The organism is Klebsiella sp. KTE92 (assembly GCF_000398905.1).
Lineage (GTDB): Bacteria > Pseudomonadota > Gammaproteobacteria > Enterobacterales > Enterobacteriaceae > Klebsiella > Klebsiella variicola.
Genome location: NZ_KB976100.1, coordinates 2,913,704 through 2,934,989, shown reverse-complemented (window position 1 = coordinate 2,934,989; position 21,286 = coordinate 2,913,704). Strand labels below are relative to the sequence as shown.

The window sequence follows — 21,286 nt, the reverse complement described above, 5'->3', positions numbered from 1 at the left end:
GCTTCCACCGGCGCGACCTGCTGTTCGGCTTTACGCGCTTTGGCGCGGGCGATAGCGGCTTCCACCGCGGCTTTACGCGGGTCGACCGGCTCGGCGACCGGGGCTTCCACCGACGAGGCCTGCTGCTGTGCCTTGCGTGCCCGGGCTTCGGCCTTCCGCGCTTCGCGTGCAGCGATCGCCTCGCTGTTATCCGGTTTGGCGCCAGACTGAATCACGATCGGTTGCGCGGCATCACGCTGTTTGTCGCGTACCCGGGCGAGGGCGGCGTTAATCGCATCCTGATCTTTGGCGGCAGGCTGAACGGCAGCTTTTTTATGCCGTTCGGCGCGGGCGGCTTTTTCACGCTCCAGGCGCGCCTGTCGGGCTTCGAATCGCGCTTTAGCTTCTGCGGCGCGCTGCTCTTCCTGGCGAATCGCGCTGATCTCCGCTTTCTCCTGACGGAAGTACTGCACCAGCGGAATATTGCTTGGGCAAACCCACGCGCAGGCGCCGCATTCTATGCAGTCCGCCAGATTGTGCGCGGTGGCTTTATCGTGCTGCTGGCCTTTGCTGAACCAGTACAGCTGCTGCGGCAGCAGATCGGCCGGACAGGCGTCGGCGCAGGCGCTGCAGCGAATGCAGCCTTTCTCTTCCTGCGGCTCGCCCATCTCACTGGCGGAAGGCGCCAGCAGGCAGTTGGTGATCTTCACCACCGGGACATCCAGCCCCGGCAGGGTAAAGCCCATCAGCGGGCCGCCCATGATCACCATTGGCTCGGCGCTGGCGCAGAAGCCGGCGTCGTTAAGCAGATGGCGTACCGGGGTACCAAGGCGCGCCCAGACGTTGCCCGGCCGCGAGACCGCCTCGCCGGTCAGGGTGACCACGCGCTCCGTTAACGGCTCGCCGTCAATCACCGCGCGTTTTATCGCATAGGCCGTCCCCACGTTCTGCATCAGCACGCCAATATCCGACGAACGACCGCCGTGCGGTACCTGCTTGCCGGTGAGAATTTGGGTAAGCTGCTTGGCCCCACCGGAGGGGTATTTAGTGGGGATCACGCGCAGCGAGATGCCATGGGCGTCGCAGAGCACTGCCCGCAGCATCGAAATGGCCTGCGGTTTATTGTCTTCAATGCCGATCAGCACTTCGTCAGGCTGCAGAATATGCGCGAGGATGCGGATCCCGTCGACAATCTGCGCGGCGCAGTCCTGCATCAGGCGGTCGTCCGCCGTGATATAGGGTTCGCATTCGGCGGCGTTAATAATCAGCGTCTTAATTTTATCGCCGCCGCCGCGCAGTTTGCTGCCGGTGGGGAAACCGGCGCCGCCGAGGCCCGCGACGCCAAACTGATGAATGCGTTCGATAAGCGCTTCGCGCGTACGGACCTGATAATCACTCCAGCCATCGCGCTCAATCCAGCGGTCTTCGCCGTCGGCGTCAATGATCACGCTCATCTCCGCCAGCCCCGAAGGATGAGCGGTGGTGTGCGGGGCGATGGCGGTAACGGTACCGGAGGTCGGGGCGTGTACGGGCAGCATTCTTCCCCATCCGCGGGTCAACGGCTGGCCGCGCAGCACCCGATCGCCCACCTTGACGCACAGTTCGCCTTCGGCGCCAATATGCTGCTTGAGCGGAATGATAAGGCGCTGCGGCAGGGACACCTGGCGCAGTGGGGTACCGTTAGACTGGGTTTTCATTTCGGGCGGATGAATACCGCCGTTAAAATCCCAGACTTTATCTTTTCGGAAAGCGGAAAATAACTTAAACATGTTGTTCCACAGGAATATTGCGCACCGGGATCGCATGGAGATCCCATTTCCAGGTTTCCGGGGTGGTCGCCACCGGAACGAGCGAAATGCACTGGGTCGGGCAGGGGGCAACGCACAGATTACAACCGGTGCACAGGTCGTTCATCACGGTATGCATGGCGCGGGTTGCCCCGACAATCGCATCCACCGGACACGCCTGGATGCATTTGGTGCAGCCAATGCAGTTCGGCTCGTCGATTACCGCGAGCATACGAACTGGCTCCGCCTCCTGTTCATCGCCATCGACCGGCTGCGGGTCGACGTTCAGTAAGGCGGCGATTTTTAACATTACGGCTTCGCCACCCGGCGCACAGCGGTTAATTTTTTCACCCTGGGCACCAACAGCTTCCGCATAGGGACGACAGCCGGGGTAGCCGCACTGCCCGCACTGGCTCTGCGGCAACAGTTCATCAATTTTTTCCACCACCGGGTCGTCCTGCACCGCAAAACGGCGGGAGGCATACCCCAGTATTAAGCCGAAAATCAGCCCTAACAGGCTGATGGCGATCACGGCTATCCAGACTGCGCTCATTACAACTTCACCAAACCACTAAAGCCCATAAAAGCCAGAGACATTAAACCGGCGGTAATCAATGCGATGGCATTACCGCGAAACGGCGCGGGCACATCGGCCACCACCAGGCGTTCGCGGATCGCCGCGAACAGCACCATCACCAGCGAGAAACCGACGGCGGCGGCAAAGCCGTACAGCGCGGACTGCAGGAAATTGTGCCCCAGATTAATATTCAGCAGCGCCACCCCGAGTACGGCACAGTTGGTGGTGATCAGCGGCAGAAAGATACCCAGCAGGCGATAGAGCGCCGGGCTGGTTTTACGCACGACCATTTCAGTGAACTGAACCACCACGGCGATGACCAGAATAAAGGCCAGCGTGCGTAAATAGACCAGATTTAAGGGGATAAGGATCCAGGTATCAATCAGCCAGGCGCAAATAGAGGCCAGCGTCATCACGAAGGTGGTGGCAAGCCCCATCCCCATTGCGGTTTCCAGCTTTTTGGAAACCCCCATAAACGGGCACAGACCAAGAAACTTCACCAGAACGAAGTTATTGACCAGGACTGTACCAATAAAGAGCAGTAAATAATCAGCCATCATGCGACCTGAAACGAAAAAAAGCCGCTTATTATCGAATAAAACGATACCGGCGACAACAGGTTAAGTGTGGGGTTATTACGGATGAACAAAGGTCCGTTTTACCCGCTGGGAACGGCGAAAATAGGGCGCCAGGAGCGCGGCAGCCAAGAGTGGAAACAGCAGCTGGCGCAAAGCAAGGACATCCGAGACGGGAGAGAAGGCAAATGCCTTTATCGCCAGCAGCAGGGTGATGAGCAGCCAGATAATATAGTGCTTAGGGACCAGCGAGCGCCGCTTAAAGAACGCGATGGTCAGCCAGAGCGTGTAATACCACATGGCGACGGCAAACAGCAGCGAAGCGAGCCACAGCGCCAGATGTCCGGTGCTCATGGCGCGGAGCAGGGCATACGTCTGCGTCGACATGAGAGCATTAGCAAAAAACAGCAGCGATAAGGAGGCGCTCAGCAGCGCCACCAGCAACCAGGCCAGCGGTGCCAGCAGCCATCCGCCAATGCGTTCTGCAGATTGAGACGTCATGTTACTCCCCTATTCAACGCCAGTAATGAAAATCAGGCCGGGAAGTATAAGCAACTGGCGTGAAGGATGACAGCCTTACTGCACGAATCGCCAAACGGATTTAGGCACCTGGCCCACATCGAACAATTTACCACCGGAGACCAGCTCTGCCCGGCGGTGGTCGGCCGCACGATACATATTCACGATCTCTTCGGTGTCGGTCAGGGAGTAGTTAAGGTGATCAAATAGTTTTTCAAGACTTTCGAGCGAACTGATTTTGCGGAATTTTAATAAATAGTCCAGAACGGTCATTTTCGTATCCATTTTATAATCGGAATAATTATGTTGAATATTATCAGCATTCACTAAACCTACTCTCAACCAACGGCGCCTTCTGAATGGGGCCGGGTGGAATGATTCAGGTTATATAAACCCATGACAAGGGGCGAGAGCCGACCTTGAAGAGCAGGGAGAAGTTTAAGAATATTCTAAAACCAGACCGGGCGCCGAATGGCGCCCGCAAGAGAAGATTAACGCTGTTCGCCGTGACTGGCAATAACAGATTTGTACCAATAAAAACTCTTCTTTCGTTTGCGTGCCAGATTTTGCTGGTGATCGACATAGACAAAGCCGTACTGCTTTTGATATCCGTTGAGCCAGCTCAGCAGATCGATAAACGACCAGGGATAATAGCCGCGCACATCCGCCCCCAGCGCCAGTGCCTTTTCCAGGGCGCCAATATGGCTGCTCAGGTAGTCGATTCGCGGATCGTCGACCACTTCTCCGGCAATTATCGGGTCTTTCGCTCCCAGGCCATTTTCGGTGATATAGATCGGGATATCGCCATAGCGTTCCTTGATCATCATAATGCCGTCCGTCAGCCCCTGCGGCCAGATTTCCCATCCCCATTCGGTATAGGTGCTCTGCGGATTACGCACGAAATAGAACAACCCCTCCACGCCAGGTTCGCCACCGGTGGGGATGTTGGGCTGCTGGGCGGACACCGTTTCCCGGCGATAGTAATTCAGCCCGATAAAGTCACAGCGATTCTCGCGCAGTAGTGTGTCATCGTCCGGGGCAAAGCGCGGTACCCCCCACAGCGCCTGGGTCTGCGCCAGCAGGGCGGCAGGATAGGTGCCTTTCAGTACCGGGTCGTAAAGCCAGTGGGTGTGGATGGCGTCAGCCAGTTCGGTGGCTTTTTTGTCCGCCTCACTGTCGGTGAGCGGAGTATGCGGCTGTAGCACATTGACGAAGCCAATCTCGCCCGCCACGTTCATCTCGCGGAATGCCTTGACCGCCAGCGCATGGGCGATAAACACGTGATGACACGCCTGAATGGCACGCGCCGGATCGCGCACCGCCGGGGGATGCAGACCATTAATGTAGCCGTGGCCAATGAACACGATGGTTTCGTTAAAGGTCGCCCACAGCTTCACCCGTGAACCAAAGCGCGCATAGCACAGGCGGGCGTACTCGGCGAAGGCCTCGGCGGTAGTGCGTGCTTCCCAGCCACCCTCATCCTGCAGGGCCTGCGGCAGGTCCCAGTGATAGAGGGTGATCATCGGCTCAATATTGTGCGCCAGCAGTTCGTCGATCAGATCGCTGTAAAACTGTACGCCGGCTTCATTCACTTCGCCGCGCCCGGCGGGCAGCAGCCGGGGCCAGGAGATGGAGAATCGATAACTTTGCAGGCCCATTTCGGCCATTAACGCAACGTCTTCGCGAAAACGGTGATAGTGGTCGACTGCGACATCGCCGGTGGTGCCTTCAAAGGTGGTACCCGGCAGGTGAGAGTAGATGTCCCAGATTGACGGTCCTTTACCGTCTGCGTCGTGCCCACCTTCAACCTGATACGCTGCGGTAGCGGCGCCCCATAAAAAATTGTGCGGAAAAGCGGCCATGAAAAAGCTCCCAGTCTGATGATAGAGGGAGTGTAATCAAAGCAAGGATAGCTGTGCAACCGGTTTCTGAAACCGGTTGCACAGTTGCGAGGCGGGTCACTGTTTCACGGCGGCGCTACTTTGTCTGCACCACATCCGCTGGCGGTGGCGACTGGTAGTTATCAATATGGTGGGCGATAACCAAAAGCAGTGCGGAAATCCCAAAAACAATCCAGCCAATAAGTTCTACAATACGGGTAAAAACAGTCGTCATAACACTTCAGTATCCTTTGAACACAGTGGGAAATGTTACTCCAAGGTCAGCAGATCACAAGGGGTATCTGTCTGATTTTGCACGCATGCGGGAAAACAGCTGTGAATCAAATGATAAATTTTGCTCATTGTTTGTAAGATTATTCTCATCTACGCGATATTGACATTAGCTGAATAAGTGAGGCGGTAACATGAGTGACGCGATCCGGGTAGGGCTGATAGGCTACGGTTACGCCAGCAAAACGTTTCACGCGCCGCTGATCGGCGGCACGCCGGGCATGGCGCTGACGAGGGTCTCCAGCAGCGAGGCCGGCAAAGTCCATGCCGACTGGCCGGGGGTCAGGGTGGTGAGTGCGGCAAAGGACTTGCTCAACGATCCTGATATTGATCTGGTGGTCATCGCCACCCCGAACGATACCCACTTTCCGCTGGCGAAAGCGGCGCTGGAAGCGGGCAAACATGTGGTGGTGGATAAACCCTTTACCGTGACACTGTCACAAGCACGCGAGCTGGAGAGTCTGGCGAAGCATTGCGGCCGGGTGCTGTCGGTGTTTCATAACCGCCGCTGGGACAGTGACTTCTTAACCGTCAGGGCGTTAATTAACGAAGGTCAGCTGGGGGAAGTGTGTTACTTTGAGTCGCATTTCGATCGCTTCCGCCCCCAGGTGCGTCAGCGCTGGCGTGAGCAGGGTGGTCCCGGAAGTGGCATTTGGTACGATCTGGGGCCACATCTGCTTGATCAAGCGGTGGTGCTCTTTGGCCTGCCGGTGAGTATCACAGTCGATCTCGCTCAACTTCGCCCCGGCGCGCAATCCACCGACTATTTTCACGCCGTGCTGGCCTATCCCCAGCGGCGGGTGGTGCTGCATGGCACATTGCTCGCTGCGGCGGAGAGCGCGCGCTTTATCGTCCACGGCTCGCGGGCCAGCTATATTAAGTTCGGCCTTGATCCTCAGGAGGAACGGCTAAAAAACGGTGAACGACTGCCGCAGGAGGACTGGGGGTATGATATGCGCGACGGTACTCTGACCCGCGCCGAAGGCGACGAACGAAGCGAGGAGACATGGCTGACGCTGCCGGGCAACTATCCCGCCTACTATGCCGCCATTCGCGACGCGCTTAACGGGGAGGGAGAAAACCCGGTCCCGGCCAGCGAGGCGATTCAGATCATGACGTTGATTGAGCTGGGTATCGAGTCGGCCAGACATCGCGCCACGCTCAGCCTGGTGTGAGGGGGAGCCCGGCAGCGCTGCCGCCGGGCCGGTGATCAACCTTTCGCCACCCGCTGAATGAGAGCGGCTTTTTCCTGTTCGCTCAGAAACGCCTGGGTCAGACCGTTGATCTGTGCCTGACGGATCTGCTCCCTGCTCAGGCCCGCCGCCGGCGCCGCCACGGTGTACTCGTGAATGATATCGACGCCCTGCACCGCCGGATCGTCAGTGTTGAGGCTCGCCAGCACGCCGTGCTCAAGGAACTGCTTCAGTGGATGCTGGGCCAGCGAAGCCACGGTGCTGGTTTGCACATTCGAGGTCAGGCATGATTCAATGCCGATCTGATGTTTGGCCAGGTAGTCCATCAGGGCCGGATCCTCTACCGCTTTGACCCCATGACCGATGCGCTCCGCGCCCAGCTCGCGGATGGCCTGCCAGATACTTTCCGGTCCGGCCGCTTCGCCAGCGTGGACGGTAATATGCCAGCCAGCGTCGCGGGCCTGATTAAAATGGTTGAGGAACAGCGCGCCCGGGAAGCCCTGCTCATCACCGGCCAGATCCAGCGCGGTGATGCCCTCGCGGTGGGCGAGCAGCGCCGCCAGCTCTTCCTGACAGGCCGCTTCACCGAAGGTGCGGCTCAGAATGCCGATCAGGCGGGCGTCGACCTGAAAATCGCGGCTGCCTTCACGTACGCCCGCGATCACTGCCTCTACTACGCCGTCGACAGGAAGCTGGTGGGTCATCGCCATATAGCGGGGAGAGAAGCGCAGCTCAACGTAGTGCAGGCCATTGCGCGCGGCGTCTTCGGCGTTCTCGTATGCCACGCGACGGCAGGCTTCCAGTGAGGCAAGGACTTTTACCCCCCAGTCGAGCTTGGCAAGAAAACTGACCAGATCGGGCTCAAGGCTGGTGACCTGGACGTGGGGACGCAGCGTGTCGAGGGTGGAAGCGGGAAGGGCGATATTAAACTCGCGGCCAAGATCGAGGATGGTTTGGGCCCGGATGTTACCGTCAAGGTGGCGGTGAATGTCGGTTAATGGCAATGAAGAATCAATCATGGTCGCACTCTTTTTTTAGTTAAAGTGCACGTCATTATACAACATGTACATAACTGTTTAAAAGCATTGAAAAAATCCATTCGATACAAACAGCTGGGGCTTCTCTGGTCACTTTTCCGCTCTTTTTCGCTGCGCCATTTTACAGCGAGCACGACGTTCATGATTGACGCGATCCTGACCAGACCAGAAAAGCACAGGCGCTGACCGCGGCGCCGGCAAGGCAAACCGCCTGCCATCCCCAGTGAGAATAGAGCTGGGTGGCGACGATAGCGCCTGCCGCGCTGCCCAGCGAATAAAAACACATGTAAGCCCCAACCAGGCGGCTTGCCGCTGCAGGCCTGGCGGCAATAATCAGACTCTGGTTGGTGACATGAACGGCCTGCACCGCAAAGTCCAGTGCGATAACGCCCGCTATCAGCCAGAGCAGAGAGGTTTCGGCACAGGCGATAGGCAGCCAGGAGAGCGCCAGCAGCGCCAGCGCCAGGCCGGTCGTGCGCTGCGCCCATCCCTGGTCAGCCCATCTGCCCGCCCTTGAGGCGGCCAGCACGCCAGCGATGCCGGCTAAGCCAAACATCCCTGTCTGGGTGTGCGACAGGGAAAGAGCGGTGAGCGGCATGACCATGGTCGTCCACAGCATGCTGAAAGCGGCGAAGATCAGCAGCGCCAGGATCCCGCGCTTTCTCAGTTGCGGTTCAGTGAGATACAGCTGAAAAACTGACTTCAGTAAGGATAGATAAGTGGGCTTTTGCGGCTGCGGCGGGGGCGAAGGCATGACTTTCCAGACGACGCCGGCAATCAACAACATCAGACAGGCAGCCGTGAGATAAACGGCTCGCCAGCCGGCGATATCAGCGATCGCCCCTGATATAAAACGAGATAACAGAATGCCTGAAACAATGCCGCTGGTCAGGGTACCTACCGCCTGGCCTCGTTTCTGCGGCGTCGCCAGTATCGCCACCCACGCCACCATCAACTGCACCACCACGGCCATCAGCCCGACGATCAGCATGGCACCCAGCAGGATCGCGATATTAGGGGATAACCCTGCCACGACTAACGCCGCCACTGACAGCAACAGCTGAGTCAACACCACGTATTTACGGTTCAACCCGTCCCCGAGCGGAACCAGGAACAGCAAACCAATGGCATAGCCCGCCTGCGTTGCCGTGACGACGCTGCCAATCATACCGGGCGACACCTTCAGGCTGACCGCCATCGAGTCGAGTAAAGGCTGAGCTGAATAAACGTTGGCTACCGCCAGCGCGCAGGTCAATGAAAACAGCGCCGTTATCCCCGCGGTCAGCATCGTGACAGGGGCGGACGCGGTCGGGATCTCGTGCTCGGTACACAAACTTGCCTTGCATTTCATAAGAGGCCTGCATTCTGGTTGCTTTTTAAAACTAGTATGCTTATAAAACTAGCCATAGTGGTTTTCTTTTGCAACTGCTACGAGGGGAGATTAAGCTGGCAACAGCAGACTGATAGACGGAGAGCACGCAGATGGCGAAACAGGAATCACTCAGAACCAGTGAATGTCCGGTGGCAAGAACGCTGGAATCAATTGGAGAACGCTGGTGCCTGATGATTATTCGCGAGGCATTTGACGATGTGCGGCGCTTCAGCGAGTTTCAAAAGAATCTAGGGCTGGCCAAAAATATCCTTGCCTCGCGGCTGAAGCACCTGGTCGATATCGGTATTTTCGCGATTTTACCGGCATCGGATGGCAGCGCCTACAAGGAATACGTCCTGACTGAAAAGGGGAGATCTGTGTTTCCCATTGTTGTGGCGATGCGGCAATGGGGAGAGCGTTATATGTTTGATCAGGGGGAAACCTATTCTGTCCTGCTGGATAACGAACACGGTCAGCCGCTTCAGTATCTGGATGTGCGTTCCGCTCAGGGGGATAAACTGCAACCAGGCGACTGCCATCGCCGGCGCGTAGTGTCGGATATCAGCGGCGAATGAAGGTCTGAAGGGGAGCGCGATCCCAGCAAGAGTACGAGCGTACCACTAAGTGGTCCTGGAACCATCCTGACGTCTCTTTTCGTGGCGGCTCCTGATGGCACCCCCAGGACGCCGAGACAGGCGAGCCTCCGTCCGCCGCAGAATGCTGTGCATAATCATTTGCATTTATATTTTATTTGAATGTATTCATGTTACATATTAAATTCTGCTTACTTTATCGACGATGAGGCAAGGATGCGGATGTGGAGAGCGTAATCCATAACAATATTGAGGGTTTTCTGCTGCTGCTATTAAGCATGTGGCCGATTCTGATTGTGGTCTTTATTGGCGTTGCGATTTCATTCTATACCATGCTGTTACGCAAAACGGCGCTGGCCTGCCTGCTGTTCGCCGTCGCTATCGGCGCCGCAGGCTGGAGCCTCGCTTAGCATCCGATCTCAGGGTTTATCCAGCAGACTCATGCTGGAGGTGGCGGCGCCATCATTGAGATTGGACGGTGCATGCCAGTCGCGGCCAGCCAGTGCGCTATCGCCCTGGCCGCTGCTGGCGACCGTATCCTGTTGCGTCGACATCGTCGAGCCTTCCAGCGCTTCATCGGCCCCCGACTGATCGGGCAGGGAGCTGGTATACCCGCCATTGTCCGAGTAAGTATCCATACCATTCACTTCATTCGGTACCGTGTCGGTGGTGGTGCCATCATCGTTTATGCAAAATGATCCGCCAATGCCGTTAGGCTGGCAGTCCGCAGCGAAAGCCGGGACAGCCAGCGACGCCAGCAACAATAGCGGTAAGCCGATTTTCTTCATTCTCATCTCCATGCGCAACGTGGCTCGACAGATGCTCTCTACTATAGAGAAGGACAGGACAGGGGAAGGTGACAAAACTGTTTAATTTTGTAATAGCGTACCGACTGCCGGTTGCCTGTTCGCTTCAGCACGTCGAGGCATGCTGCGCCTTCCCGGGTCGGGAGCGGATCGGCGCAATGCGGTAATCAATTGTTAATTCAACGTAAAGGTTAATGAAAATTTAAGAGAAGGCCGCTATGTTGGCGATATCACTCTTTCCATTAAGGAAATTTCATGCGCGATAAATATTCGGGCCTGCAGATCGGTATTCACTGGTTGGTCTTTTTGCTGGTGGTTGTGGCTTATGCGGCAATGGAGCTACGTGGATTTTTTCCCCGTAGTGACCGGCCGCTGATTAATATGATTCATGTCTCCTGCGGGATCACCATCTGCGCGCTGATGGTGGCGCGTTTGCTGGTGCGGCTGAAGTCGCCAGCGCCGCCGATCGTGCCGAAACCGTCGCCGATGATGACCGGTTTTGCTCATCTCGGCCATCTGGTTATCTATCTGCTATTTATTGCCTTGCCGCTGATCGGGATGGTGATGATGTACTGGCGCGGAAATCCCTGGTACGCCTTTGGCCTGACCATGCCGTATGCCCCGCAGAGCGATTTTGAGCGGGTGGACACCCTGAAGGCGATCCATGAATGGTTAGCCAACGCGGGCTACTTCGTGATTGGCCTGCATGCCCTTGCCGCGCTGGTCCATCATTACTGGTGGAAAGATAATACCCTGCTGCGGATGATGCCTCGTAAGCGCTAAATGATCGTTACCCTTTTTGCCTGACCCCGTCCCGCGACGGGGTTTTTTTGCCTTTATGGGTAATAAAATATAGTATACCCCCCTATATGATACGGAGGCGTAATCGTGCCACATTCACCTGAAGATAAAAAACGGGCGCTCAGTCGCGTACGCCGCATCCGCGGCCAGGTCGAGGCCCTCGAGCGCGCGCTGGAGTCCGGCGAACCCTGCATGACAATCCTGCAGCAGATTGCCTCGATTCGCGGTGCGGCAAATGGCCTGATGGGCGAAATGGTGGAGATCCACCTGCAGGACGAGCTGGTTAGCGGCGAGACCACCCCGGACCAGCGGGCCGCGAGAATGGCAGAGGTCGGTCATCTGCTACGATCCTATTTAAAATAACATCACGACGAGGAAGAGACAGTTATGAAATCACGCGCAGCAGTTGCCTTTGGTCCTGGCCAGCCGTTAAAAATCGTTGAGATTGACGTCGCGCCGCCGAAGAAAGGCGAAGTTCTGGTGAAAATCACCCACACCGGCGTGTGCCACACCGATGCCTTCACCCTCTCCGGCGACGATCCGGAAGGTGTTTTCCCGGCGGTACTGGGCCATGAAGGCGGCGGGATTGTCGTGGAAGTGGGCGAGGGCGTCACCAGCCTTAAGCCGGGCGACCACGTGATCCCGCTGTATACCGCCGAATGCGGCGAGTGCAAGTTCTGTAAGTCGGGTAAAACCAATCTCTGTCAGGCGGTGCGCGCCACCCAGGGCAAAGGGTTGATGCCGGACGGCACCACCCGTTTCTCCTATAACGGCGAACCGATTTATCACTATATGGGCACCAGCACCTTCAGCGAATATACGGTTTGCGCCGAGATCTCGCTGGCGAAAGTCAATCCGCAGGCGCCGCTGGATAAAGTGTGCCTGCTGGGCTGCGGTGTCACCACCGGTATCGGCGCAGTGCACAACACGGCGAAGGTCAAGCCCGGGGATAGCGTCGCGGTCTTTGGTCTGGGCGGCATTGGTCTCGCGGTGATCCAGGGCGCGGTGCAGGCGCAGGCCGGGCGTATTCTGGCGGTCGATACCAACCCGGATAAGTTCACCCTCGCCAAAGAGATGGGGGCAACCGACTTTATCAACCCGAACGACTACGATAAGCCGATTCAGGATGTGATTGTCGAACTGACCGACGGCGGGGTGGATTTCAGCTTCGAGTGCATCGGCAATGTCAACGTGATGCGCGCCGCGCTGGAGTGCTGCCATAAAGGCTGGGGTGAGAGCGTGATCATCGGCGTAGCCGGTGCGGGCCAGGAGATCAAGACCCGTCCGTTCCAGCTGGTGACCGGCCGCGTGTGGCGCGGTTCCGCCTTCGGCGGCGTGAAAGGGCGCAGTCAGCTGCCGGGAATGGTGGAGGACGCCATGGCTGGTAAAATTCGCCTCGACCCGTTTATTACCCATCGCCTGCCGCTGGAGCAGATTAACGAGGCCTTTGATCTGATGCATGAAGGCAAATCGATTCGCACCGTGATCCACTTTGGCGACCAGTAATCGCTAACGCTGATGGCGTATCGTCACCGATAAAAAAAGGGCCCGGATGGGCCCTTTTGCTTAGGTCGATCAGTGATGATCCGGGAGCGCGTAGGCAATGATGTAATCGCCGCGATCCGGTGACTGACGGGCGCCGCCAGCATTGATAATAATGTACTGCTTACCGGTTTTCGGTGAGACGTAGGTCATCGGGCCGGACTGGCTACCGACCGGCAGACGCGATTTCCAGATCTCTTTCCCGTTCGCGGTATCAAAGGCGCGCAGGTAGAAATCCTGGGTACCGGCGAAGAACAGCAGTCCGGACTGCGTCGACAGCGACGCGCCAAGGGTCGGCATGCCGATCGGAATGGGCATGTGCATCCGGATCCCCAGCGGCCCGGTATCTTCTACGGTGCCAACCGGTACCTGCCACACCAGTTTCCCGGTTTTCAGATCCACCGCGGACATGGTGCCGAACGGCGGTTTCTGGCACGGAATGCCCAGCGGCGACAGGAAACGTTCGCGCATGGCGCCAAACGGCGTACCTTCCATCGGCACGATGCCCATCTCGATCCCGCTGGCGTCTTTCGCCACCTTCGCGCGCGGCACCATATAGTTGGCGAGACCCAGACGCATATCGTTGACGAACATCAGGCTGTTGTTCGGATCCACCGAAACGCTGCCCCAGTTCATGCCGCCGAGCGAGCCCGGGAACTGCAGGGAACGGTCTTCACCTGGCGGGGTAAAGACGCCCTGATGGCGCATCTCTTTGAACTGAATACGGCACAGCAGCAGGTCGATCGGTGTCGCCCCCCACATATCGGATTCGGTCAACGTCTGGTTGCCGATCATCGGCATCCCTACCGAGTAAGGTTGCGTCGGAGAGTAGCGTTCACCTTTGACGTTGCCCGCCGGTACCGGACGCTCTTCCACTTTGGCCACTGGCTCGCCGGTCTCGCGGTTGAGCATAAAGATCATGCCCTGCTTGCTGGTCTGCACCAGCACCGGGGTGGTACCGCCCTTGCCGTCAGGCAGGTCGTACAGCAGCGGCTGAGACGGCAGGTCAAAGTCCCACAGGTCGTGGTGCGTGGTCTGGAAGTGCCAGCGCACCTGGCCGGTGGTGGCATCCACAGCCACGATAGAGGAGCTGTATTTATCGTCCAGCGCGGTACGTTCGCCGCCAAAGAAATCTGGCGTGGCGTTGCCGGTTGGCATATAGATCAGATTCAGCTTCGCGTCGTAGGACATCGCCGACCAGACGTTTGGCGTACCGCGCGTATAGGTCTGGCCTTCCGGCGGAACACCGGTCAGCGCTGGATTGCCGGGATCCCACGCCCACGCCAGTTTGCCGGTGTGGACGTCAAACGCGCGGACCACGCCCGGCGGTTCGCCGGTGGAGTAGTTATCCGCGACGCGGCCGCCCACCACTACCACATTGCCCGCTACCAGCGGGGTGGAGGTCTGCTGATAGTAGCCCGCTTTCACTTCACCCATGCCGACGCTGAGGTCGACAATACCGCCATCGCCGAAGCTTTCGCACAGTTTGCCGGTATCGGCATCAATGGCGATCAGGCGGGCGTCGATCGTCGGCAGGAACAGACGACGGGAACAGGCGGCAGGCTGCGTGCCTGACGCTGGCGCGGTTTGCGCCTGGCTCTCTTCGTAATAGCCTAAGCCGCGGCAGCGCTGCCAGTTGGGCGAAGAGGATTTGGAGTCATAGCGCCATTTCTCTTTTCCGCTGTCCACATCCAGCGCCAGCACTTTGCTGTAAGGGGTGCAGACGTACAGAGTATCGCCAATCTGCAGCGGGGTGTTTTGATCTTCCGCCCCGGAGCCATTGCTCTGCGGGATATCGCCAGTATGCGCCACCCAGGCCACCTGCAGCTGGTTGACGTTCTGTTTGTTGATTTGGTCCAGCGCGGCGAAACGGTCGCCGTGGGTGGTATTACCCCAGTGCGCCCAGTTTTTCTGCTGTTCGCCCGGCGCGACGGGCTTCACTGGCACCGCTTCAGTGGCGCTAACCAGTGGTTCGGATTTGAACATCCAGCCAAAGCTCACCGCCAGCGCCACGGCGAGAACGGCGGCGACGCCATATGCCGGGCCTTTTTTTGCCGGTGGGCTGGCGAGGAAAGGCCAGACCAGGGCGGCAAGGAAGGCCAGGACGCCGAGCGCAAACAGGCGCGAGAAGAGCGGCCAGTAGCTCCAGCCAGCGTCACTAATCGCCCAGATCACCGAGGCGATAAACGCCACGGCGTATAACAGAATACCGCCGCGGCGGTTGCGGAAAATCAACACCGCCGCGATGACCATGACCACGCCCATCAGCGCGAAGTACAGTGTACCGCCGACGAGGGCCAGTTTTGCCCCAAGAATACCCACAGCCAGACCGATGATGAGCATCAGTCCGGCGAGAAGCCACTGCAGGATCCGGGGGAATCCGCGCGGCGCGTTGCCAGTTGCCATGTAATCTCCTTAACCACTCCCGCCACTTCATCATGAACCAAATGAAACAGGTGTTTTCTGTTTTATTTTTGAATGAAGAGGTTTGTACCTTCATAAACGCAGGTTTATTGCTTGATGTGATTTCAAATGAACCATTTGGTGAAATCGCGATATGATAGATCTGTTAAAGAAATTTACGCAATTGTTAATGAATGATTTCGCACTAAATGATTATTTTGCTAAATGTGTTGCACCGTCCGTCGCACCACATCGACGTACGTAGGCTCCCCGGCAAGGCTACCGGGGAGAAAGCGGGGTCAGGCAGGCATTGACTTGCGGATGGCGCTGAGCAAGGTTTGCGTACCTGGCGTGAGCGTCGCATCGACGCGGGTCAGAATGCCGATGGGCTCTCCGGCGCCCTGGGTGGCAATCGGCAGGGCGCTCAGCACACCCCGGCGAAGATCGTCTTTCACCGCCCCGGAAGGTACGAACCACACATAGTCAAAATCGACCGTCAGCTGGCGTGACAGCGAAGCCGAGAGGGTCTCGATACAGCCGGCGGGCATTTTACAGCCCTGGCTCTGGAGCAACGTTTCGGCGTTTTGCCGCGGTACGGTGCCCTTCGGCGAAACGACGACGGGCCACTCCATTACCCGGCTCAGGGTCACGGTCTCCTGAAGCAGGGGGTGTCCCGGGCGAACCACCAGTTTCAGGGATTCGAGGAACAGCAGTTCATAGTTGAGTCCACTCATCAGATCCGGGTCGGACATGCGTCCGATACCGATATCGATCTCCCCGGATTTTAACCCCGCCAGCAGCATGGTGTTGTTCATGGTGGCGACCTGCAGCGTGATGTCTTTTTGCTGCTTATGGAACTGGCCGATCACCGTTGGCAGGATCCCCAGCGCGGCGGTAGGCAGCGCGCCGATACGCACAATGTCGTTATTCAGCCCCTCTTTACGGTTCAGCGCCTGACCCGCTGAGTTAAGGGCATCAAGTACCTTAACGGCATGAGTCAGAAACTGTTCGCCGACCAGGGTGAGTTGCGCCCCCAGGCGGCCCCGCTCGAACAGCCGGGTACCGGTTAGCTGTTCAAGCTCGTTAAGCGTTTTCGAGAGTGCAGGCTGGCTCAGATTTAAAGTTTCAGCCGCGCGCCCCAGCGTTCCCTGTTGAGCGACGGCCACGAAGGTGTGTAGATGGCGCAAGCGAATGCGCTGACTGAAGAGACCATTTTTTTCCATAGTAGATGATGTTAAAAACACAGCGGTGAAAGAGACAAGCGGCCTTGTTTAAATTTGATAACCAGATAGCAAAATATTATTAACATTTGACCTGATTACATTACAAGATCTTTCCCCACGGTTTAAAACGCCTTCCCCCCGCAGGACGAGGGGAAGGCGTTTATCGGCGTGGCCGCTAGATATCGAAAAAGACGGTTTCGTTTTCGCCCTGCAGATAAATATCGAAGCGATAGACCACTTCCGAACCACGAACCTCGCGTTCGGCGATTAAGGTTTTGCGTCTCACTTCCCACTCGATCAGATTCAGCACCGGGTCGCTGGCGTTGGCCTCATGTTCATCGGCGAAATACATCCGCGTGTTCAGGCCGATGTTGATCCCCCGGGCGACCACCCACAGGTTGACGTGCGGCGCCATCAGGCGGCCATCGCGGCCGACAACCGGGCCCGGCTTAATGGTGTCAAAGCGCCAGACGCCGGAGGTGAAATCAGAGCAGGTACGCCCCCAGCCGCGGAAGCCCGGGTCGACAGCTTTCTGCTGCTGACGGTCGTCAGGATGGTTGTAGCGTCCTGCGGCGTTGGCCTGCCAGATCTCCAGCAGCACATCACGGACCGGTGTTCCGGAGCCGTCGATAACCCGGCCTTCAATGGTGATCCGCTCCCCGGTGGTATCCGCGGTGGTGAGGACCGGGCCAAAGTTTTTCTCAAAAATATGAAAGCCCGCGGCGTCAGGCGCCAGACCGATATGAACATAGGGTCCCGCCGTCTGCGAGGCGGTTTCAGGCAGATACTCTTTCATCGGGCGGCCCCCTGAGTGCGATTTTCAAACAGCGTGGCGCGATGGCCGCGCAGAACAAGGTCAAAGCGGTAGGCCAGACAATCCAGCGGTACGGCGGCGTGCATGTCCAGCTCGGCGATCAGCGTGCGCACGGCGTCGTCATTATTAATGGTTCGGACGATCGGACACTGTTTGATCAGCGGATCGCCTTCGAAATACATCTGAGTGATCAGGCGCTGCGCCCAGGCTTCACCCGAGAGCGAGAAATGAATATGCGCCGGACGCCAGTCGCTGGCCTGGTTACGCCACGGGTAGGGGCCGGGCTTGATAGTGCGAAAACAGTAATAGCCGTTTTCATCGGTCAGCACCCGGCCGCAGCCGCCGAAGTTCGGGTCAATCGGGGCCAGATACTGATCTTTTTTATGTCGGTAGCGGCCGCCGGCATTGGCCTGCCAGACTTCCACCAGGGTGTTTTTCATCGGTCGGCCAAAACCATCGCGCACGTAACCGTGCACAATGATCCGCTCGCCAATCGGCAGGCCTTCTTTGGCGTAATTAAGGATAAGATCGTTATCCAGAGGGCCCAGATCGTCACGGCTAAAGACCGGCCCGGTGATCTCTGACAATGAGTTCTGCAGGGAGATCAGGGCATTCTTCGGTGAGCGCAGGACGCTGGTTTTATAGCCCGGCGCGTAAGCGGGCGGGTGGCTACTGTAATCGCGATGGATAACCTCGCGCGGGGACCATTTGTCGTTCATCGGGTACTCCGTGTAGACGGTAGAGGGGCATGTTGTTGTAATGTCGCCAGAAACAGTGTGTGTAAATGTATTGTTAATTTAAAGTGAAATTACCGGGTGTTTTTCATAACCGTGGGTTATGTTTTGTGCAATGACTGCTAGCGGAAGCAGGTTATCGCCATCACAGTTTGTAAATTCTTCCCCCCGCCAGGAGGCAGCTTTCCTACACTCCAGGAAGTATTCACTGGAGGTAACACATCATGGCGAACACCATCACGGCTGATGAGATTCGGGAGCAGTTTTCGCAGGCCATGTCGGCTATGTACCAGCAGGAAGTTCCGCAATACGGGACGCTGCTGGAGCTGGTGGCTGACGTCAATCTGGCGGTACTGGAAAATAATCCGCAGCTGCATGAACAACTGGCCAATGCCGACGAGCTGGCGCGCTTAAACGTGGAGCGCCACGGCGCAATCCGCGTGGGCACAGCGGAGGAACTGGCGACGCTGCGTCGCATGTTTGCCATCATGGGGATGTATCCCGTCAGCTATTACGATCTCTCACAGGCCGGCGTGCCGGTCCATTCCACGGCCTTTCGTCCCATCGACGATGCCGCGCTGGCGCGCAATCCGTTTCGGGTTTTCACCTCGCTGCTGCGCCTGGAGCTGATTGAAAATCGCGCCCTGCGCGAGCGGGCCGAGGCCATCCTTGCCCGGCGCAAAATCTTTACCCCCCGCTGTCTGGCGCTGATTGCGCAGTATGAAGCTGAGGGCGAATTCACCTCTGCCGACGCGCGCGAGTTTGTGCAGGAGGCGCTGGAGACCTTCCGCTGGCACCGGCATGCCACCGTCGATGAGGAGACCTACCATGCTCTGCATCGCGAGCACCGCCTGATTGCCGATGTGGTCTGCTTTCCGGGATGCCATATCAATCACCTCACGCCGCGGACGCTGGATATTGACCGCGCCCAGGCCCTGATGCCCGAGTGTGGTATTGAACCCAAAGCGCTGATTGAAGGGCCACCGCGCCGGGAGGTCCCGATCCTCCTGCGGCAGACCAGCTTTAAGGCGCTTGAGGAGCCGGTGATGTTCGCCGGTGAGCATAAAGGCACCCACAGCGCCCGCTTTGGCGAAATTGAGCAACGCGGCATTGCGCTAACGCCAAAAGGACGCGCACTGTACGACCGACTGCTGCAGGCGGCAGGGACAGGAAAGGACAATCTCAGCCATCAGCTGCATCTGCAGGAGGTATTCCGCGAATTCCCCGACAGCGAATTTCTGCTCCGTCAGCAGGGGTTGGCCTGGTTTCGCTACCGCCTGACGCCCGCCGGCGAGGCGCATCGCCAGGCGTTTCGCCCGGGGGACGATCCGCAGCCGCTGATTGAGCGCGGGTGGGTGGTCGCCCAGCCGATTATTTATGAAGATTTTTTACCGGTCAGCGCGGCGGGCATTTTTCAGTCTAATCTGGGCAACGAAACGCAGGCGCGCAGCCACGGGAATGCCAGCCGCGAAGCCTTTGAGACGGCGCTGGGCTGCCCGGTGGAGGATGAGTTTGCCCTGTACCGACAGGCGGAGGAGCGCAGCAAACGACGTTGCGGTCTGCTGTAAAATCAGTACCCTGCTGGCATCAGCCTTACAGGGAGCAGGTTATGCAACATCCGTCGAAACCGTTGGCGAAAACCCGCCAGGGAACCGTATCCGGGAGCGCAGAGCAGGGGATCCATATCTGGCGCGGCATTCCGTATGCCGCGCCGCCTGTGGGCCCGCTGCGCTGGGGCGCGCCGCAGCCTCCTGCCCGCTGGCAGGGCGTCCGCCAGGCCGACGCCTTTTCCGCCGCCAGCTGGCAGGACATTGACTACTGCCGTGAGCTCGGCGGCGGCGATCCCGGCGCTTTCAGCGAAGACTGCTTATATCTCAATATCTGGGCACCTGCTGCTGCGGCGCAGCCGCTGCCGGTGATGGTCTGGCTGCACGGCGGCGGGTTTACCATCGGCGCCGGCAGCCTGCCGCCTTACGATGGCAAAGCGTTAGCCAGCCGCGATGTGGTGGTGGTGACGGTCAACTACCGGCTGGGCCATCTCGGCTTTTTCGCCCATCCGGCGCTGGAAGAAGAGGCGGGCGAACGTCTCTATAATTTCGCGCTGCTCGATCAGATTGCCGCCCTGCAGTGGGTTCAGGAGAATATCCACGCCTTCGGCGGGGATGCCGCCAACGTCACGCTGTTTGGCGAATCCGCCGGGGCGCGCAGCGTGCTGTCGCTGATGGCCTCGCCGAAAGCGAAAGGGTTGTTCCATAAAGCGATTATTCAGAGCGGGTATACGTTACCCGACCTGCCGCGAGAGAAGGCGCTGGAGAAAGGCCGCCTGCTGGCGGAACACTTCGCCTTACCGCGAGCCAGCGCTGAGGAATTGCGGGCGATCCCGGCGGAGGCCTTCTGGTCGCTCACCGCGCCGCTGAACACAGGGCCGGCCCCCATCGTCGGCGACGCGGTGCTGCCGCAGCCGATGCTGGAGACCTTTTTGGCCGGGCGCCAGCATCCAATGCCGGTGATGATCGGCTCCAACAGCGATGAAGCCAGCGTGATGGCCGTGTTTGGCGTCGATATCGCCGGGCAGATCCAGAAGCTGCGCCGTGAGCGCCGCCTGGGACTGGGGCTGATCAAACTCCTTTATCCCGGCGTGAAGGGCGATGAGGCGCTGGGGCGGGAAGTGTGCCGCGACATGGCCTTCACCACCCTCGGCTATGTGGTGATGCAGGCGCAGCAGCGCGTGGGGCAGCCGTGCTGGCGCTACTGGTTTGATTATGTTGCGGAGGCGGAGCATGACACCTATCCGCACGGCGCCTGGCATGGCAACGAGGTGCCCTACGTGTTTGATAACCTGCGGTTGACCGACCCGGTGTGTCAGTATGCCAGCGAAGCGGATCTGGCCTTCGCCGCTCAGGTGGCTGACTATTGGGTCCAGTTTGCCCGCGTCGCCAGCGGCGACCAGGCGCTTGCCGGCGCGGTACGCTGGCCAGCGTGCCTGCGCGGACGGGATCGTCTGTTGCGCATTGGCCTGCATAAGCGTGCCGGCTTTAAAGTGGAAAATCGCTTTATGCGCGCCCGGCTGGCGCTGTTTCGCCGGGTGATGAAGCATCACGTGACGCTGGAGTAAATGCGCTGAGGTGCGGCTGAGCAACTGCCGCCACCGGTTGGTGGC

General features: G+C 58.4%; 22 protein-coding genes. 8 read left to right on the top strand and 14 right to left on the bottom strand.

All coding sequences use genetic code 11. The features are described from left to right. From rsxC to blr, 7 genes are all read right to left on the bottom strand, one after another. On the bottom strand, nt 1–1,748 hold a 1,748-nt coding region (rsxC, locus tag A1WC_RS11565; protein WP_016161193.1), incomplete at its 3' end, for an electron transport complex subunit RsxC. Further along, nucleotides 1,741–2,319: an electron transport complex subunit RsxB gene (rsxB, locus tag A1WC_RS11570; RefSeq protein WP_008804646.1), complete on the bottom strand. Its 579-nt coding sequence runs from the start codon at nt 2,317–2,319 to the stop codon at nt 1,741–1,743. The genes rsxC and rsxB, both read right to left, overlap by 8 nt. Continuing rightward, nucleotides 2,319–2,900, bottom strand: a complete 582-nt coding sequence (gene rsxA / locus A1WC_RS11575; RefSeq protein WP_002907658.1) for an electron transport complex subunit RsxA — start codon at nt 2,898–2,900, stop codon at nt 2,319–2,321. The genes rsxB and rsxA overlap by 1 nt, the downstream gene beginning before the upstream one ends. Before the next feature lie 78 nt (nt 2,901–2,978). Next, nucleotides 2,979–3,419, bottom strand: coding sequence for a DUF2569 domain-containing protein (locus A1WC_RS11580; protein WP_008804647.1), 441 nt, complete (start codon nt 3,417–3,419; stop codon nt 2,979–2,981). 75 nt (nt 3,420–3,494) lie between these two features. Then, on the bottom strand, nt 3,495–3,710 hold the full coding sequence (gene ydgT / locus A1WC_RS11585; protein WP_004202843.1) for a transcription modulator YdgT: 216 nt from the start codon (nt 3,708–3,710) through the stop codon (nt 3,495–3,497). A 218-nt stretch (nt 3,711–3,928) separates the two neighbouring features. Beyond that, complete coding sequence (locus A1WC_RS11590; protein WP_016161192.1) at nt 3,929–5,299, bottom strand: GH1 family beta-glucosidase; 1,371 nt, start codon at nt 5,297–5,299, stop codon at nt 3,929–3,931. Nucleotides 5,300–5,414: 115 nt separating this feature from the next. Beyond that, nucleotides 5,415–5,552: a division septum protein Blr gene (gene blr, locus A1WC_RS11595; protein ID WP_012541534.1), complete on the bottom strand. Its 138-nt coding sequence runs from the start codon at nt 5,550–5,552 to the stop codon at nt 5,415–5,417. A gap of 190 nt (nt 5,553–5,742) precedes the next feature. On the opposite strand from blr, the gene A1WC_RS11600 reads away from it, so the two are divergent. Next, complete coding sequence (locus tag A1WC_RS11600; RefSeq protein ID WP_008804649.1) at nt 5,743–6,783, top strand: oxidoreductase; 1,041 nt, start codon at nt 5,743–5,745, stop codon at nt 6,781–6,783. A 35-nt stretch (nt 6,784–6,818) separates the two neighbouring features. On the opposite strand, the gene add is transcribed toward A1WC_RS11600, so the two are convergent. Beyond that, the gene (add, locus tag A1WC_RS11605; RefSeq protein ID WP_016161191.1) at nt 6,819–7,820 is read right to left on the bottom strand and encodes an adenosine deaminase; all 1,002 of its coding nucleotides are present in this window, start codon (nt 7,818–7,820) and stop codon (nt 6,819–6,821) included. Nucleotides 7,821–7,977: 157 nt separating this feature from the next. Beyond that, nucleotides 7,978–9,126 carry an MFS transporter gene (locus A1WC_RS11610; RefSeq protein WP_008804651.1) on the bottom strand — a complete coding sequence of 383 codons (1,149 nt, stop codon included), beginning with the start codon at nt 9,124–9,126 and terminating at the stop codon, nt 7,978–7,980. Between the two features lie 194 nt (nt 9,127–9,320). Between A1WC_RS11610 and A1WC_RS11615 the strand changes: the two genes are divergently transcribed. After that, nucleotides 9,321–9,785 (top strand): winged helix-turn-helix transcriptional regulator, encoded by a 465-nt coding sequence (locus A1WC_RS11615; protein WP_012968054.1) that lies wholly within the window; start codon nt 9,321–9,323, stop codon nt 9,783–9,785. A 242-nt stretch (nt 9,786–10,027) separates the two neighbouring features. Continuing rightward, nucleotides 10,028–10,213 (top strand): hypothetical protein, encoded by a 186-nt coding sequence (locus A1WC_RS11620; protein WP_008804653.1) that lies wholly within the window; start codon nt 10,028–10,030, stop codon nt 10,211–10,213. A gap of 9 nt (nt 10,214–10,222) precedes the next feature. On the opposite strand, the gene A1WC_RS11625 is transcribed toward A1WC_RS11620, so the two are convergent. After that, nucleotides 10,223–10,591 carry a hypothetical protein gene (locus A1WC_RS11625; RefSeq protein WP_016161189.1) on the bottom strand — a complete coding sequence of 123 codons (369 nt, stop codon included), beginning with the start codon at nt 10,589–10,591 and terminating at the stop codon, nt 10,223–10,225. A gap of 273 nt (nt 10,592–10,864) precedes the next feature. Between A1WC_RS11625 and cybB the strand changes: the two genes are divergently transcribed. From cybB to A1WC_RS11640, 3 genes are all read left to right on the top strand, one after another. After that, a complete protein-coding gene (gene cybB, locus A1WC_RS11630; RefSeq protein ID WP_008804655.1) occupies nt 10,865–11,392 on the top strand; it encodes a cytochrome b561 in 528 nt (175 codons plus the stop codon). Nucleotides 11,393–11,497: 105 nt separating this feature from the next. Then, on the top strand, nt 11,498–11,773 hold the full coding sequence (locus tag A1WC_RS11635; RefSeq protein ID WP_004101746.1) for a metal/formaldehyde-sensitive transcriptional repressor: 276 nt from the start codon (nt 11,498–11,500) through the stop codon (nt 11,771–11,773). A 24-nt stretch (nt 11,774–11,797) separates the two neighbouring features. Continuing rightward, nucleotides 11,798–12,916 (top strand): S-(hydroxymethyl)glutathione dehydrogenase/class III alcohol dehydrogenase, encoded by a 1,119-nt coding sequence (locus tag A1WC_RS11640; protein ID WP_008804656.1) that lies wholly within the window; start codon nt 11,798–11,800, stop codon nt 12,914–12,916. Between the two features lie 69 nt (nt 12,917–12,985). Here A1WC_RS11640 and A1WC_RS11645 read toward each other — a convergent pair whose 3' ends face one another. The 4 genes from A1WC_RS11645 to pcaH form a co-directional block, all read right to left on the bottom strand. Next, entirely contained in the window at nt 12,986–15,358 is a 2,373-nt protein-coding gene (locus tag A1WC_RS11645) for a glucose/quinate/shikimate family membrane-bound PQQ-dependent dehydrogenase (protein ID WP_016161188.1), read from the bottom strand. Between the two features lie 296 nt (nt 15,359–15,654). Next, the gene (locus A1WC_RS11650) at nt 15,655–16,578 is read right to left on the bottom strand and encodes a LysR substrate-binding domain-containing protein (RefSeq protein WP_012541541.1); all 924 of its coding nucleotides are present in this window, start codon (nt 16,576–16,578) and stop codon (nt 15,655–15,657) included. Nucleotides 16,579–16,753: 175 nt separating this feature from the next. Continuing rightward, nucleotides 16,754–17,374 (bottom strand): protocatechuate 3,4-dioxygenase subunit alpha, encoded by a 621-nt coding sequence (pcaG, locus tag A1WC_RS11655; RefSeq protein ID WP_008804659.1) that lies wholly within the window; start codon nt 17,372–17,374, stop codon nt 16,754–16,756. Beyond that, entirely contained in the window at nt 17,371–18,111 is a 741-nt protein-coding gene (gene pcaH / locus A1WC_RS11660; RefSeq protein ID WP_008804660.1) for a protocatechuate 3,4-dioxygenase subunit beta, read from the bottom strand. Before pcaH ends, pcaG begins: the two co-directional genes overlap by 4 nt. Before the next feature lie 239 nt (nt 18,112–18,350). Here pcaH and A1WC_RS11665 point away from each other — a divergent pair, with 239 nt between their 5' ends. Together A1WC_RS11665 and A1WC_RS11670 are read left to right on the top strand one after the other, a co-directional pair. Further along, nucleotides 18,351–19,694: a VOC family protein gene (locus tag A1WC_RS11665; RefSeq protein ID WP_008804661.1), complete on the top strand. Its 1,344-nt coding sequence runs from the start codon at nt 18,351–18,353 to the stop codon at nt 19,692–19,694. A 41-nt stretch (nt 19,695–19,735) separates the two neighbouring features. After that, entirely contained in the window at nt 19,736–21,241 is a 1,506-nt protein-coding gene (locus tag A1WC_RS11670) for a carboxylesterase/lipase family protein (RefSeq protein ID WP_016161187.1), read from the top strand. Nucleotides 21,242–21,286: the final 45 nt, after the last annotated feature.